The 14222-nt window shown below is 59.8% G+C and carries 15 protein-coding genes; 6 read left to right on the forward strand and 9 right to left on the reverse strand.

Annotated elements, in window-relative coordinates; all coding sequences use genetic code 11:
- Window positions 1-358: 358 nt before the first annotated feature.
- The 5 genes from ASD72_RS02900 to ASD72_RS02920 all read right to left on the reverse strand — a co-directional run bounded on the left by ASD72_RS02900 (window position 359) and on the right by ASD72_RS02920 (window position 4059).
- Window positions 359-649: a putative quinol monooxygenase gene (locus ASD72_RS02900; protein ID WP_056878438.1), complete on the reverse strand. Its 291-nt coding sequence runs from the start codon at window positions 647-649 to the stop codon at window positions 359-361.
- A gap of 41 nt (window positions 650-690) precedes the next feature.
- Window positions 691-1113 carry a type II toxin-antitoxin system VapC family toxin gene (locus ASD72_RS02905; protein ID WP_056878439.1) on the reverse strand — a complete coding sequence of 141 codons (423 nt, stop codon included), beginning with the start codon at window positions 1111-1113 and terminating at the stop codon, window positions 691-693.
- The gene (locus tag ASD72_RS02910; RefSeq protein WP_056878440.1) at window positions 1110-1364 is read right to left on the reverse strand and encodes a hypothetical protein; all 255 of its coding nucleotides are present in this window, start codon (window positions 1362-1364) and stop codon (window positions 1110-1112) included. Before ASD72_RS02910 ends, ASD72_RS02905 begins: the two co-directional genes overlap by 4 nt.
- Window positions 1365-1459: 95 nt before the next feature.
- A complete protein-coding gene (locus tag ASD72_RS02915; RefSeq protein ID WP_056878441.1) occupies window positions 1460-1876 on the reverse strand; it encodes a hypothetical protein in 417 nt (138 codons plus the stop codon).
- 137 nt (window positions 1877-2013) lie between these two features.
- Complete coding sequence (locus ASD72_RS02920; protein WP_056878442.1) at window positions 2014-4059, reverse strand: ParB/RepB/Spo0J family partition protein; 2046 nt, start codon at window positions 4057-4059, stop codon at window positions 2014-2016.
- A 477-nt stretch (window positions 4060-4536) separates the two neighbouring features.
- On the opposite strand from ASD72_RS02920, the gene ASD72_RS02925 reads away from it, so the two are divergent.
- From ASD72_RS02925 to ASD72_RS20785, 4 genes are read left to right on the forward strand one after another with little or no spacing between them, the layout of a single operon-like run.
- Window positions 4537-5025, forward strand: coding sequence for a TIR domain-containing protein (locus ASD72_RS02925; protein WP_056878443.1), 489 nt, complete (start codon window positions 4537-4539; stop codon window positions 5023-5025).
- A gap of 8 nt (window positions 5026-5033) precedes the next feature.
- Window positions 5034-6194, forward strand: coding sequence for a toll/interleukin-1 receptor domain-containing protein (locus tag ASD72_RS02930; RefSeq protein ID WP_056878444.1), 1161 nt, complete (start codon window positions 5034-5036; stop codon window positions 6192-6194).
- 2 nt (window positions 6195-6196) lie between these two features.
- Window positions 6197-6853, forward strand: a complete 657-nt coding sequence (locus tag ASD72_RS02935; protein ID WP_056878445.1) for a hypothetical protein — start codon at window positions 6197-6199, stop codon at window positions 6851-6853.
- A gap of 33 nt (window positions 6854-6886) precedes the next feature.
- Window positions 6887-7483 carry a toll-Interleukin receptor gene (locus ASD72_RS20785; RefSeq protein ID WP_152569578.1) on the forward strand — a complete coding sequence of 199 codons (597 nt, stop codon included), beginning with the start codon at window positions 6887-6889 and terminating at the stop codon, window positions 7481-7483.
- A gap of 62 nt (window positions 7484-7545) precedes the next feature.
- Here ASD72_RS20785 and ASD72_RS02940 read toward each other — a convergent pair whose 3' ends face one another.
- Both ASD72_RS02940 and ASD72_RS20790 read right to left on the reverse strand, forming a co-directional pair.
- Window positions 7546-8031 carry a toll/interleukin-1 receptor domain-containing protein gene (locus tag ASD72_RS02940; RefSeq protein ID WP_235577909.1) on the reverse strand — a complete coding sequence of 162 codons (486 nt, stop codon included), beginning with the start codon at window positions 8029-8031 and terminating at the stop codon, window positions 7546-7548.
- Between the two features lie 531 nt (window positions 8032-8562).
- Window positions 8563-8718, reverse strand: a complete 156-nt coding sequence (locus tag ASD72_RS20790; protein WP_200948807.1) for a hypothetical protein — start codon at window positions 8716-8718, stop codon at window positions 8563-8565.
- A 126-nt stretch (window positions 8719-8844) separates the two neighbouring features.
- On the opposite strand from ASD72_RS20790, the gene ASD72_RS02945 reads away from it, so the two are divergent.
- The gene (locus tag ASD72_RS02945; RefSeq protein ID WP_014082638.1) at window positions 8845-10068 is read left to right on the forward strand and encodes an IS256-like element ISSpwi2 family transposase; all 1224 of its coding nucleotides are present in this window, start codon (window positions 8845-8847) and stop codon (window positions 10066-10068) included.
- Here the strand turns inward: ASD72_RS02945 and ASD72_RS20385 are convergent.
- Window positions 10049-12391: a S8 family peptidase gene (locus ASD72_RS20385; RefSeq protein WP_081420086.1), complete on the reverse strand. Its 2343-nt coding sequence runs from the start codon at window positions 12389-12391 to the stop codon at window positions 10049-10051. The two genes, ASD72_RS02945 and ASD72_RS20385, sit on opposite strands and share 20 nt — an antisense overlap.
- Window positions 12384-13661, reverse strand: a complete 1278-nt coding sequence (locus ASD72_RS02955; protein ID WP_235577910.1) for an AAA family ATPase — start codon at window positions 13659-13661, stop codon at window positions 12384-12386. The genes ASD72_RS20385 and ASD72_RS02955 overlap by 8 nt, the downstream gene beginning before the upstream one ends.
- Window positions 13662-13784: 123 nt before the next feature.
- Between ASD72_RS02955 and ASD72_RS20390 the strand changes: the two genes are divergently transcribed.
- On the forward strand, window positions 13785-14027 hold the full coding sequence (locus tag ASD72_RS20390; protein ID WP_081420087.1) for a DUF2188 domain-containing protein: 243 nt from the start codon (window positions 13785-13787) through the stop codon (window positions 14025-14027).
- Window positions 14028-14222: the final 195 nt, after the last annotated feature.

The following is a 14222-nucleotide window of genomic DNA, read 5'->3' on the forward strand; positions in this document are numbered from 1 at the left end:
GCCATGCCTCAAGGATTGCGGAGGCCGCCAAGTTTGGAACTGCTGAATTGGGCGTTCCCGTCCGGCTTCACTATCGCACGGCAATGCGAGATGGACCGTCGCTCCAAGCGTGATCCGCTATTGCGGGTGATGGAACCGGGCAACGCCCGCAAATCCTGAGTCCGCCGCCCTGGACACCGCGGCAAGACACCGTTCCCCGTTGTTGCGGGGCTTCACGCGATCCGCCGCTGCTTCTTGCGTTAGTGATCGAAGCCGAATGGCGGAAACGCGCTCCTGGACGTGGTTCCGGCGCAGCCGAGAGCGCGGCCCGAAGGGCAACGCCCAAACCCGTTCAGTGGGAAACATCTTCCTGATCGAGTCAGGCCGGAAACGCATCCATGAGGATGAACGTCGCCTTCTGTCGCTGGTGCGCATTGATGAGCGGGACCAGCCGCGTGAAATGCTCGGTCCTGCAATGGGCGTCCAGTGCCGCCCGATCCGGCCATTCCTCTATGAAGATGAAATGGCCGGGGTCTTTCTGGTCGATGAAGAGGTCATAGGAAATGCAGAGGTCTTCCTGTCGGGTTTTATCGACCAGCTCGCGGTAGAGCGGCAGGACGGTCTCAACGGCTTCCGGCTTGATGAAATCCTCGGCGATGACCTTGAGCATAAGGTGACGCTTCCTTTCGCAATCGGGCGATGCCCTCGTGTTCAGTGCCCGGCCGTCCAAGGGTCGATGATCGGGACACCCGCCGCCTTGAAGGCGCTGGCATCGCGCGTGGCGACTGCAAAGCCATGGGCAGTCGCGATGGCCGCGATGTAACCGTCCGGCGTCGGAAAACCCTTGCCCGCGTTGCGCGCCGCAACGGCGAGGTCGGCATAGCGGCGAGCGGCATCCGTATCGAAGGGAAGGATTCTGCCGTCGAACAGGCCGAGAAGCCCGTCGAGGGTTGCGGCGAGCTTCCGCTTGCGCTGCCCGTCCGGCAGCGCGCCGATGCCGAACAGGAGTTCCGCGACGGTGACGCTGGAGAGATAGAGGGTTTCGGCGGCCTGCTCATCCAGCCAGTCGCGCACGGCGGGCGCCGGTTCCGGCTTCATCGCCTCGGAAACGACATTGGTGTCCAGAACGATCATTCAAAGCTCATAGGCACGGCGGGCGTCCGGTCGCGGCTCTGTTCCAGCGCCTCGAAATCGGCATTGGTCAAGCCTGCCTCCCGGCTCAACGCCGCCATGGCGGAACCGATGCGCAGGCGGTTGGCGGGACGCACCGCCTCTTCCAGAATATCGCGGATTTCGGCCTCGGTGCTGCGACCATGATGGGCCGCGCGCACCTTGAGGGCGCGGTGCGCCTCGTCTGACAGGTTGCGAATGGTGACGGCGGGCATCTGATGGCGTCTCCGGCTAATTGATGGCGACGCCATCACTATAGAATCTTTGCTATCATTTATCAAGATGCGGCAGCCGAATGGATGTGGTTCCGCTATTTGGCGGGCGGGCTGATATTCGCTACCAGCCGCACGAGCGCCGACGCGCCTGTCACGCCGCCGCCGATCAGGCAGAAGATTGTGCGCCAGACCTCGGACGGCACGACCTCGCGCGTGATGCCGTGAACCAGTGCATAGCCCGCAACGGCGGCAGGCGCGGCGAAAACAAGCACCACGGCGAGGCGCAGGATTGGTGTCCTCACCATCATGAACAGAACCACCAGCAGACCATAGGCGGCGGCGCCCGCCGCCAACCCGACCAGTCCTGCGCCGATCAGGCCGGAACCGGAGGCATAGGCCAAACGCGCCGCCTCCACGCCGATCATGAAGGGCAGTGCATAAACGGCCAGCGTATAGGCCAGGACAGAGAGACCGGCGACCAGCGCGACGGCCATCAACATGAGCACGATCATTTGCAGAATCCTCCTGTGCCGATGACCCTGACGGGCATCGGATCGGTCGCGCGGGGTCGATCCCCGCGCGACCGCGATTTTTGGGAAGGGTAGGAAACAGGAAGGCCGGGACCGCTTGCGCGATCCCGGCCCGGTCCTCACTCGGCGGCTTGGAGGTAGGCGTCGGCTTCCGGCTCGGCCTCCAACCATGCGGGTCGCGTGGTGCGCAGCACGGTCGGTAGCCAGCCCGTTCCAGCGAGAAGCTGTTCGGCGGCCTGCGCCATCTCCGGCTTCTTCAAGCCCGCGATCCGCTCGGCGGCTTCATCGCTGACACCTTCACGAACGGCGGCGAGGATATGCGCCTTGGTGACGCGGTCGAGATAGGTCGGCGTCGTCGGCGTCCAGTGCGCCGTCATGTCCAGCGCCACCGCGCTCGCCAGCTTCTCCGCCGTCGCGCGGGCGTTCGGCTTCTGCTCCCACGGTGTCCTGACCGCATTGACGGTCAGCGATACGCAATGGGCGAGCAAGGCCATAAGGCTCGCCTGATCCAGACCGGCGACGAAGGCCCAGAGGTCCGCCACCTCGCGGGGCATATCCGATGCCCATCCGGCATGACGATCCGCCAGCGCCTGCGCGGCGGGCGTGTCCTCGATCCCGTCCGCGTGAGAAGCCAGATACGCGCTGGTCAGGCGGATTTCGAGGCAGGACGCTTCCCCGCCGCGATAGAAGGTCTGCGCCGCCAGTGCATGAACCACGGCGACAAGCGCCATGTCCGGCTGCTCGCCAAGGGCGAGACGCAGGCCAAGGGTGCGATGCGCGGTCAGGTCGCGGACGAGCGCGTCCGACAGCGGCTTTCCCGCATCCCCGGCATCCTCGTCCTCCGGGTGAGGTTCGGGTTCCTCATCCTCGCCGCCGTCCTCATCTTCGATGATTTCGCCATCACCGTTAACGCGCACACCGTCGATGACGGTTTCGCCGTCTTCGCCCGCTTCCGGTTCGGGAGCCTCGTCCTCGGCGCGGATGAAGCCGCGTTCGATGCGGGCCGTGCCGTCATGGTTCAGGATGACGAACACACCGCCACGCGCGATCTCGTCGGCATCATAGGCATGACGCTTGCCGTCGATCCGCTTGATCTCCGCTTCCAACTCCCCGAACCGCTGATCCGCTTCGTCCGGGAGTTCGTCGTAGCCTTCGTATTCCGACGACAGGCGGTCGTATTCCTCCTGCGCGGCGGTGTAGGCGGCGGCATCGTCCGCCGACAATTCCACCGGATGCGGATAGGTGCGGCGCATCCCGTGCGCATGGGGGAAATCGATGTGAACCGAAGTCCACTTCCACCCCTCCGACGCCTGAACCTCGGCAGCAATGCTTTCCAGCTTGTCGATGACAAGCCGGTCCAGCAACGCGGCATCCTCGAAATAGCCGCCCCGATCCTCGGTGAAGAGGTCGCGGATGATCGTGCCGCCCGCCTCGGCGTATGCGTCCGCGCCGACGAAACGCGCGCGCCGGTCACTGGCTTCCACGTTCATCTTGGTCAGGTCGCGGCGGATAATCCACGGCTCACGGTTATAGGACAGGTTGTCGAACACCTGTTCCTGCCGGTCGTGATCCTCGGTGATGGCGAAGGCCATCAACTGGTCCAGCGACAAGCCGCCATCGCGATAGACCTGCATCAACTTCGGGCTGACCGCGCCGAGACGCATCCGCTGCCTGACGACATGCGGGGTCACGCCGAACCGGGCGGCAATTTCCTCCGCGCCCCAACCACGATTGTCCGCAAGTTCACGGAAGCGCTCATACTGATCGGCGGGGTGCATCGCCTCGCGGGTGATATTCTCGTCGAGGGAGATTTCCGCTGCGTCGTTCTCGGTATCCAGAACGCAACGGATGGCTTCCGACTTCTTGATCTGCTTGCGCTTGACGCGCAGCAATTGCGCCAGCCTGCGGCCTTCGCCGATGGTGACGAGATAGAAGCCGGTCGCTTCGCCTTCCGCGTTCGTCTCCGGCTCCACCACCAGATTTTGCAGCATCCCCTTGGCGGCGATGCTGGCCGCCAGTGCTTCGATATGGGCTTCGCTGTGCGGGGTCTTGCGGGCGTTGCGGGGCGACTTCTTCAACTTGTTCAGCGGCACGAACAGCACCGCGCCGTTCTCATTGGCGGGGGCTTCGGAAACCGTGGCGGTCGTTTCGACAGTATTGGTCATGGTCTTGATCCTTTGGCTTGGGTTTCGCGCAGCGAAGCGCCGCGCTGAAACCCTGGCCGTCGCCGAGACCGGGGGGTGCAAGGGGCAAGGGCGGCCGGGACGGAGGGGGATCACCCGGCCTGCACAAGCGGATCGAAGTCATAACTGAGAGTGTGAAACACGCATTCGCGCGGAAGGCCGGGGAAACCGTCCCGGCCGAGCGTCAGCGATCCCTTGCGCCGCGCCGGGGGGCGGAGCCCACAAGCCACCCGCCCGGCATGAGCGCCAGCGGGCGCCGGGCACGAGAACCGGATCAGGATGGCAAAGCCTCGGAAGCTGGAAGTCGTGCATCCTGATCGCCGCATTTTCTGCTAGGATAGACTACGGCGATTCTGTCTCTTTTTTCGGGATGGCAGTTTTCAGATGAGGAACGCACATTCCGACAGCTGGCGCGGCCCAAGCGCACCAACATAGTCTAAGAAAATAAGGAGGTAATGCATGGCCCGGAAAGTTTTTTTCAGTTTTCACTATGCGCGTGACGTTCGCCGCATCGTTCAGGTGCGCAATTCCTGGGTCGTTCGCGCAAAAGGTGAGGCGCAGCCCTTCTATGATGCCGCCGAGTTTGAGGAGGCCAAGAAGCGCGCCGGTGGCATAGAGAAGTGGATTGAGGAACAGCTCAAGGGTACGTCGGTCACGGTGGTGCTGTTCGGTGCCGAAACCTACGACCGCGAATGGGTGCGACACGAAATCAAGCGGAGCTACGAACTCAAGAAAGGCATCCTCGCCATCGACATCCACCGTATCAAAGATCCGCAACTCGGAGCTGACGTTCAAGGAAAGAACCCTCTCGATTACTGGCATGTCGAGCAGAATGGCAAAAAGGTTCCGTTCAGCAGTCTCTACAGGACCTATGACTGGGTCAATGATGATGGTTATAATAATATGTCGACCTGGATTGAGGCTGCGGCCGTGGCAGCGGGGCGCTGAGGCGAGGCATGAGCCTTTACGAGCTTGCAATCCTAGGAAGCCCAGCCACCGAGGAGCGTGATGCCCTAACCGCGACCTTGCACGGAATGGTCGAGGATTTTGGTCTCGTGTTAGGCACCGACGTGCTCGTTTATGACGGAGGGACGGTGTCGGGTCGCGACAAGCGCGCCGCCTTTGCCGCCGTGTTTTTCGGTGCGGCGGCACCCACCGACATAGAGGCCGCGCACGAACTGGTGCTTGCGAGCGCGCCGATCATCCCAACTATCGCTGCCAATGGCGACTTCGCCCTGCATGTGCCAGAGTTTCTACAGTCAGCTAACGGTCTGAAACGTCGTGCCGACGATCCAGCAATGACCGAACTCGCGGCGGCGATGCTTGAGTGCGTTGGTTTGCTACGCAGGCAGCGCCGCGTATTCGTCAGTTATCGGCGGGTTGAATCTCGCGCCGCGGCGCTTCAGCTTCATGACTTGCTCAACGCTCGCGGCTTTGACGTCTTTCTCGACACACATGATATACGTCCGGGCGATCCCTTTCAGGACGTGCTATGGCACCGTCTAGTCGACTCTGACGTGATGGTCATGCTCGATACCCCTGGCTATTTTGATAGCCGCTGGACCCGACAAGAGATCGGTCGGGCGCGAGCGAAGGACATCCAAGTTCTTCGTGTGATCTGGCCTGAACATGTGCCAAGCAAGCTGACCGATATGGCCGAGACAGTTTATCTCGACCCTGCTGAGCTTACAGCATCTGACGGTCCGATAATCAATGATACGGCCGAATCGATAGTGCTTCGGGTGGAGCGGTTGCGGAGCCGGAGCATCGCGGCCCGCTATATGTCGATCACCGGCAAGCTTCGCGCTGATGTCGAGAAGATTGGCGCTTCGGTCGAAGGTGTGGGCGCACATCGTGCAATCGCTGTGCGGTTGATCGGGGATCGCAAGGTTTGGGCCTATCCGATTGTTGGCGTGCCGACCGCCGAGATATTGAACGATGTTGCGGAGAAGGCGCGACGCGCCGAGCAAGGCGAAGTGCCGGTTCTCGTGTACGATCATCTCGGCATTCGCGACGCTTGGAGCGCTCACCTACGATGGTTGGATGAACAGATCTTATCCGTCCGCGCGATAAAGGTGTCTGAAGCAGGCTGGGCGCTCGCGGCATGGGAGGACTGAGCATGGCCGATGCTATCTTCCTTTCTGCCGGCGTTCCCGACCCGAAGCGGGGGCCGGAATATGCTGCCACAGCCGATAGTGTGGCGATCGGGGCCGCCGTGTCTGCTCTGGTCCATATTACGCTAGGACGTCGCCTTCTGGTCTGGGGCGGTCAGCCAGCCATCACGCCAATGATTTGGGTGGTCGCCCATGACATTGGTGTCGATTATGGGAGCTGGGTTCAACTCTATCAGTCGAGACACTTCAAGGACGAGTTCCCTGAAGACAACGAACGCTTCCGGAACGTCACCTACACGGACGACATTGAGGGCGACCGTGAGAAAAGCCTGTTGGCTATGCGAGAGCGCATGTTCTCAGAACATGTGTTCAAGGCTGCCGTGTTTATCGGCGGCATGGGTGGAATCATTCAAGAGTATGAACTGTTCCGTCGCTTGCAGCCGCAAGCCTCCGTGATTCCAATCATATCAACGGGAGGGGCGACCTTGGAGGTGGCGCAACGAATCGGCGCGTTGCCCGCCGATCTCACCAATGAACTAGACTATGTGGCACTCCTTCATCGCCATCTTGGCGTATCGGTTAAGGAGGAGCGTTTCAGAAGTCCCGCCGAGCAGCCAGCCGCCGAGGATGAACGTTTCTGGAGACCTCGTGCCAAGGAGTAAACGCGAGCAATGGCTTTTCTAAGGGAACGCGAGATGCGCGCACGTGCCCAGCGTCGCGCCGCAGCGCAGGGGGCGACGGTTGAAGAGGCACTCGGTCGTGCGGCTCGGCAGCGGTCTGGGCATTACGACATCTTCTTATCCCAAACGATACGCGACGCCGAGATCGTGCTTGGAGTTTATGACCTCCTCACCTCCGCGGGTTATAAGGTCTTTTGCGACTGGATTGAAGCTCCGGCAGCCGATCGCAGCCAGGTCACACCAGCAAACGCTGCGTTTGTGCGAGCGACGATGGGCGTGAGCGATTCCCTCTTGTTTCTCGATACCGAAGGCGCGGTCCAATCACTCTGGATGTGCTGGGAGCTAGGATGGTTCGATGCGGCAAAGGGCACAGTCGGCGTTCTTCCAGTGCTGGAGGAACACGAGCGCTACTATCGTGGACGAGAATTTCTGGGCCTCTACCCTTATGTCGAACTTGACGGTGAGGGCCGGCTCAAAGTGGTAAGGCCGGTAGTCGCGGGGCCAAGCGGTATCATGATGTTTGAGGCACCGAACTCCCGCTCATTCGATTCCTGGCGGGCGGATCGTCGAGACTTCATGCGTCCGCGCGTAGTCGGAGGGCTTGGACGATGAAACGTCAAACTTGCCGTATTCGGCGAAGACACCGCGCGGCCCCCGGTTTAACCCCGGCGCGACTAAATGGCGACCAGCTCGGCTATCTTAGTCGCGACATCTGCCATCGACTCTTCGGCAGTGCTCAGCCCGGCTCGGGAGGCTAGCAGAAGACTGACCTGCTCAAGCTCGTCATAGGTCGTTCCGTGAACGACCGGGACCAGCCGCTCACGCCGAAGGAGCGCCGAAAGTTCCTTGTCGGCGATGCCTTCCGCCGGAAGGCGTCGCAACATAGCCGGGGTCACTAAAACGATACCGACGCGCGAATTCACTAAGCCCTTGTCGATCGCCCGCATCATCGGCACCCCGAGGCCAAGATCCTTCTCACTGAACCACACGCGGACACCGCGCGCTTCGAGCAGATCATGCAGCTCTTTGGCGGAGCCCTGCCTGTCATCCCATGCGTGGCAAAGAAATACGTCTCGAAGGTCAGGCTGCGAGGCTGCCAGATTCTCAACGTTCTCTCGAACGGGCGTAAGCGCCTGCACTTGTTCGGGCGTGTACCACACAGCCGAGCCAGTTCCTGACCAACGCGGCTTTGAGGTGCGCCGCCCCGACCCGCCAGTGCTCCTTGAGGGCGAATATGAAGGTGCTGAGTATGATCCAGAGCTGCCATATCCGCTGCCGTAGCCACCGTAACCGCTGTAACGACCGTACCGGCTCCCGCATGCAGGACAGTCGGCTGCGGCGGCTGCTGAACGGTGCCCCCTCGATGGTGCAGTGCATCTAGCCATGTCTTTTCCTCTCCTTCGTCATTCCGCCAACTCGCGGATCATATTTTTGCGCTTTGCGGCCCATCTAAATTGACTGGTAAGTCGCATCGCGCACGTCGAAGACGAGCAATGCCTCACGCCTTACGCCTTCAATATCTCGAACAGATGGGTGGCAGAGGTGATCTTTGAATCCACATCCTATCCTGTAGTCGCGACCAATCTTGGAAACGCTGACCACGACCTCAGTTCCATCAGGCCCCTTTCCTCTGAGATAACCAATTCGCTTCTCTTTCGAACGAGCCAAGTAATTTCTCCTATATGAGACGGCTAGATGCGCGGCGTGATACGGGCTGCGGTGCGAATGTCCGCGATCTGCGTACCAATAGCCTGAAGGCTTTGGCGCATATCATTAAAGACCGGCTTTTCCGCATCAGGGTCGCTGATCGTCAGGATCGCTGTGAAAGGAACGCCTTCATCAGGCATAACTTCGCCGGTTCGTGTCAGGTATTCAATGAACAGACGCCAGTTCGATGATGGTCCAACGCCCTGTGGGGGACTGTCAGGATTTCCGTGTGTGGCCGGGCATAATGGGCAACAAGGAGTCCCACTATGTCACGACGCAAAGAACCTGCCATACCGAATGAGCTTCTCGATCAGCTTTTGGCGGGCGGCGCTGCCAGTGCCGCCTTCGAGCAGGGCGGTCTGCTCGATTCGCTGAAGAAGGCGCTGACAGAGCGTGCCCTGAATGCGGAGATGGATCACCACCTCGCTGGCGAAGACGGCGCCGGCAACATGCGCAACGGCTACGGTCGGAAGACGGTAATGACCGACACCGGCAAGTTGGCGATCGACGTGCCGCGCGATCGCCAGTCGAGCTTCGACCCGCAGTTGATCGCCAAGTATCAACGCCGCTTTCCCGGCTTCGACGACAAGATCGTGTCGATGTACGCGCGCGGCATGAGCACCCGCGAGATCACCAGGCACCTGCACGATCTATACGGCATCGACGTCTCACCCGATTTGATTAGCACGGTGACCGACGCCGTGCTCGATGAGGTCGCCACTTGGCAGCAGCGGCCGCTCGATCCGGTTTACCCGCTGGTCTTCTTCGACGCGATCCGGGTCAAGATCCGCGACGAGGGCATGGTGCGCAACAAGGCGATCCACATTGCGCTGGGCGTCCGCGCCGACGGCGCAAAGGAGGTGCTCGGCTTGTGGCTCGAGCAGAATGAGGGTGCCAAGTTCTGGCTTCGGGTGATGAACGAGCTTCGCAACCGTGGCGTTGAAGACATCCTGCTGGCCGTCGTTGACGGCCTGAAGGGCTTTCCCGATGCGATCACCGCAGTGTTCCCCGATGCGATCGTCCAGACCTGCATCGTTCACCTGCTGCGCAACTCGATGGACTTCGTCTCCTGGAAGGACCGAAAGAACCTCGCCAGCGCGCTCAAGGAGATTTACCGTGCCACCGACGCAGATGCCGCCGAAAAGGCGCTGACAGCATTTGAGGCTGGCCCTTGGGGGCAGCGCTATCCCGCCATCGGCCAGAGCTGGCGGCGCGCCTGGGGCGAGGTGATCCCGTTTTTTGCGTTCCCCGACGAGGTCCGCCGGATCATCTACACTACGAACGCCATCGAAGCTTTGAACTCGAAGCTCAGGCGGGCTGTCAGGGCCAGGGGACACTTCCCCAGCGACGAGGCCGCCACCAAGCTGCTCTACCTGATCTTGAATCGGTCGGAGAAAGAGTGGAAGATGCCACCACGTGAGTGGACCATGGCGAAGGCGCAATTTGCCGTGATCTTCGGCGAACGTTTCATCAGAGCCATGGCGGCCTGATGATCAACCGCCCGGCCGCACACGGAAATCCTGACAGTCCCCCCTGTGGGAATGTCTTTCCAAAGACCTTGACCGGGCTCCACTTGAGATCATGCTCGATACGTTCAGCTTCTACCGCATGGGCACCACGAGAAGAAGGGAGGTACAATGGGTCCAATCGCCCCTTCCAACCTTTGGCTTGCTCCTGTTGAAGGGCGGCATCGATGTTGATCCTAACGAACTCCGAGCCGAATCTCGCGTCCAGCGGAGGTGTAGTTACAAGAGTGAGCTTCGCACGCCCCCGGCACTTTCCTCCTGGACCAACAAGTGACGCCGGCCACGGAAATCGGAAACTAATCTGCTGGCCGTGCTGAATACGAGATGCGAACACCAGAGTGATGGAGTGATCGCCAGTCTCCAAAATTCGCTCTGCAGAAGGTGGCATTCCAAAGCCGACCAAATGGCGAGCTACAGCCCCCAACTCCTTGGCGCGTAACGGCTCAGGTATCTCCGCATGGTGGACCAGCAAACCAATCAACGTTTCTCGCGATACTTCCCCTTCGATTGCATGATCAAGGGCCGCCGCTGTTTTTGCGACCAACGGCGAGGCGTAACTGGTCCCACAACCATCAGTGACCGTGCCATCTGGCAAAATGGAGAATAGGCCATGTCCCAATGTCGGATGCAGCGTGCCAGAGCCACCGACATGAGCGAGATCAGGCTTGACGCCAGAACGAAGCCCCGGCCCCCTGCGGCTGAAGCGGGTGGGTGCGAATGGCAGGCAACCCGCATGGTCAGGCGGGTTAACAGCCGCCACAGCGACGTTCCGGGCGCTTTCTGCCGGAGTGAGAAGACCATCGTTACGAGCAAGCGCCAGGTTAGCCAAAGCTGCCGCAGCGTCAGACGGCCACTCCGCTCGGAGATCCTGCGGCTGGATGTTGCCTGCCGACACGAACACCACAGCGTTATTTTCCTCCGCGAGACGATCCAGACGGACGGCGTGCGGACTATATCTGTCAGGCGCAGCAGGCTGAAGAATGTTCAGACTCATATTAAATACGCGCACACCATGTCGCGCACGGGCATCCGCCACAGCAGCATCCATTTCATCGAAGAAATGTGGAAGTCCGCCCGAATAATAGGATGCGAAAGCGCCCGCTTTCCTTTCGTTGGGAAAAATCGCGAGATCGACAAGCTCCGTCCCATCTGCCTCCGGGCATGTGGCTGCACCGTTGAGGCTGGAACCCGCCACCGCAAGGCCGCCAATAAACGTGCCGTGAGACAGGTCCATGTCTTCATCAGCAAGAACATCCCATCGATCGATAACCCAATCTGCCAATGTCGGGCTGAGACCTCCGTCAATGATTCCCAGCTTCGGATGGGAACGCCGACTGTCGCGAACGGGCATGGTGACATTATCCGGACGGACACGCGCAGGTGCCGGAGGCCGGGCCGAACGCACGACGATACCAGGCAGTTCAATGCGCTTCACCAGCGGGTGCTTGTCGAGAAAATCCAGCAGTCTACCGTGACGCTGAATATCTGGATCGAAGGGAGCCAGATCACGTCGCTCTTTGGTCGGCGTTCCAGTGAGGCGCAGAATTGCGCCATCACCAGCTTGATCAAGGCGTACTGCCAGCATCGGCAACTTGTTTCGCCCAATGGGCAAGCGCTCGACCGACATGCTGTAACCAAGACGGTTAAACCCGTTTACGAAGGATTCGACGAGACGACGATGGGAGTCATCAAGACGATCCCACTCAGATCGCGGAGGCACCACGTCAAACAACTCAACCTCATACCCACTGCCGGTCATGGGGTTTGAAAGCCAGGCAACGGCCTCCTCGACGGAAAACCTGCGCTTATCGGATGCCCCATAGAGTTCAATCCGCTCGATGGCCCCGGTTTCGCTCTTCTGAGCGGAAGGGTTGGGAACGTCCTTCCCCTTGTTTTCATCGAACTTCATGCGCGTCAGCGTTTCGGCTTTCCCGATCTCAGCCTTGACCTTCGCAAGCGCGGATGGATGCCCCTCGACAATCATGACGCCAAGGTCGCCACCTCCAACGACTGGTGCGCGGTCATTTCGGAACAGCGCCCCGACGGGACGATGACTTTTGGCCCAAGCCTCCCGTTTCAGGATTACCTTCACATAACCAATGGGACCTTGCGATTGCGCAGAAAGGACATCGGCTATCGTGTCGAGCTGGCTCATAAGCGCAGCCTTGTGTGCGCCAAAATCGCGATCCCGGTTGGCGAAGAAATCCTTGCGCCCGCCGCCGCCGCCGGCCTCGCGCGCCTCCTCGAAATTCTCCGGGTTGAGGACGATCTGAATAGGACTAGCCATGCGTCACCTCGCCATCACCCGATTTTCCGCCCTGACGACCAAGCCATCTGCTGATTGTGGATTTATCCTTCCCGGCGATATCCCCAATATCGCCCATGGAAAACGCAAGTGCGGGATCCTCATGCATCGCTCGAAAGAGGTTGGCCGGATCGTCAAACAAAAGTGCTCGCCGCTCGCTTTGAATGCGCGCTGCATTGAGCGTTGCGAATTGCCGGAGCGTATCTAGCAAGCCGCGACGATCCTCCTCTCGAACCGTCGTGGCTTTCTTGTAAGTACGAACAAGCGCTTCGATTTCCGCGCCAGTTGACCCTTCGGTAAACCACGCAATTAATCGGAGATGACTGTCCGGTGCCTGGACCGGCGGCATGAAGTGCTGCGCTATCGCCTTTCTCACAGCAAAATCGGGCTTCGGAATCTCTAGCTGGATCTCAAAGCGGCGCCAGACCGCAGGATCAAGAAGCTTAGGATGATTGGTGATACCAATGGTGAGACCAATATTCTGACGCACATCCAAGTTTTGAAGAAGTGCATTTACAACACGCTTTATTTCGCCGACCTCTTGCGGATCATCCCGCACCTTCGCAATTGCGTCGAATTCATCGAGCAGAAGAACACAGCGATAGCGGTTGGCAAACGTAAACAGATTCCCGATGTTCCTGGCTGTCGTCCCAAGAAACGAAGAGACCAGCCCATCCAACTTAACAAGTATCACTGGCAAATCCAGCTTGCGCGCGATCCAGAGAGCCAAGCGCGTCTTCCCGGTGCCTGGTGCTCCATAAACCAAGCAGGTTTTCGCCGGCGAAATGTCGACGGCTGACAGTGCTTCAAAGTTTGTCCACTCATCAATGATCGTGCTGACCGCTTGAGCAACGGTCGGATTGAACAATGGCGAATCTGCATTGATCTCTGCGGGAAAGATAATCTCCGCCAGCGGTGCCGCAGTTTCACGGTCCACGGGCACTGGCGTATTACGGCCCAGCACTTCACCGGGAAGCGTTGCGCGAGAGCGCTCGATACGGCTGGGAGCCATCTCTTTCAGGCGCTCCGCCGCAGCCAGTATGCCGCCAAGCGACGCCGCCTGCTTATCCTCTCCATCCTTACTCAAGGCATCACGCAATCGCTCGACCTGCTTGCGCAATGCTGGCGACGGCTCCGCCATGGCTGCCCGGCAAAGGGCCTGTATGATTGAGAAGTGCTCCATGTGCGCTAAATCCGTGATTTGATGCATGCTTAATGTCGTATGGTGCATATAATGCGACAAATGTTGCATGTCAATCAAAATTGTTGTATCTGCCTTCTTGCTCGATGCGTAACACTAGCCATCCGTTGCACATGAAGTGAGGCTTGTTGCAAAACCGGGCGTGGATCACGGCAAAACGAAAGGAATTCGCCAATGTCCAAAGGTAAGAGCAGTGGGGGCACCCATCACGTGGTCCCGAACCCGAAAGGCGGATGGGACGTCCGTCGCGGAGGCAGCGACCGATCGAGCGGCCATTTCAACATCAAACAGGATGCAGTGGATCGTGGTCGTCAGATCAGCAGAAATGCCGAGACGGAACTGAAAATCCATAACCGGGATGGCCGGATCGGACAGTCAGACTCGCATGGAAATGATCCTCGCAACATCAAAGGATAGCCGAAACCCCTCCATGGCTACCCAAAGGCGCGCGATCGGCACCTATAGCTGCCGATCGCCGCACAGACTAAACTTTCATATCTGTAATCAGATGCTTATGACGACTTCATAGTGCTCATCTTCGTCGGGCACTGCCCGCCAGWTTGAAGAGAGGGCCCCGCATCGCGGGGCCTTCTTTTTTTGCGTCGCTGACAG

It is taken from the genome of Pseudoxanthomonas sp. Root630 (assembly GCF_001427585.1).
GTDB lineage: Bacteria > Pseudomonadota > Gammaproteobacteria > Xanthomonadales > Xanthomonadaceae > Pseudoxanthomonas_A.

Bases quoted from the DNA above. Each gene is read 5' to 3' on its own strand.
- ASD72_RS02945 (WP_014082638.1), top strand. From the start codon at position 8,845: ATGTCACGACGCAAAGAACCTGCCATACCGAATGAGCTTCTCGATCAG.
- ASD72_RS20390 (WP_081420087.1), top strand. From the start codon at position 13,785: ATGTCCAAAGGTAAGAGCAGTGGGGGCACCCATCACGTGGTCCCGAAC.
- ASD72_RS02920 (WP_056878442.1), bottom strand. From the start codon at position 4,059: ATGACCAATACTGTCGAAACGACCGCCACGGTTTCCGAAGCCCCCGCC.
- ASD72_RS02905 (WP_056878439.1), bottom strand. From the start codon at position 1,113: ATGATCGTTCTGGACACCAATGTCGTTTCCGAGGCGATGAAGCCGGAA.
- ASD72_RS02900 (WP_056878438.1), bottom strand. From the start codon at position 649: ATGCTCAAGGTCATCGCCGAGGATTTCATCAAGCCGGAAGCCGTTGAG.
- ASD72_RS02955 (WP_235577910.1), bottom strand. From the start codon at position 13,661: ATGCAACATTTGTCGCATTATATGCACCATACGACATTAAGCATGCAT.
- ASD72_RS02930 (WP_056878444.1), top strand. From the start codon at position 5,034: ATGAGCCTTTACGAGCTTGCAATCCTAGGAAGCCCAGCCACCGAGGAG.
- ASD72_RS02935 (WP_056878445.1), top strand. From the start codon at position 6,197: ATGGCCGATGCTATCTTCCTTTCTGCCGGCGTTCCCGACCCGAAGCGG.
- ASD72_RS02925 (WP_056878443.1), top strand. From the start codon at position 4,537: ATGGCCCGGAAAGTTTTTTTCAGTTTTCACTATGCGCGTGACGTTCGC.
- ASD72_RS02910 (WP_056878440.1), bottom strand. From the start codon at position 1,364: ATGCCCGCCGTCACCATTCGCAACCTGTCAGACGAGGCGCACCGCGCC.
- ASD72_RS20785 (WP_152569578.1), top strand. From the start codon at position 6,887: ATGCGCGCACGTGCCCAGCGTCGCGCCGCAGCGCAGGGGGCGACGGTT.
- ASD72_RS20385 (WP_081420086.1), bottom strand. From the start codon at position 12,391: ATGGCTAGTCCTATTCAGATCGTCCTCAACCCGGAGAATTTCGAGGAG.
- ASD72_RS20790 (WP_200948807.1), bottom strand. From the start codon at position 8,718: ATGCCTGATGAAGGCGTTCCTTTCACAGCGATCCTGACGATCAGCGAC.
- ASD72_RS02915 (WP_056878441.1), bottom strand. From the start codon at position 1,876: ATGATCGTGCTCATGTTGATGGCCGTCGCGCTGGTCGCCGGTCTCTCT.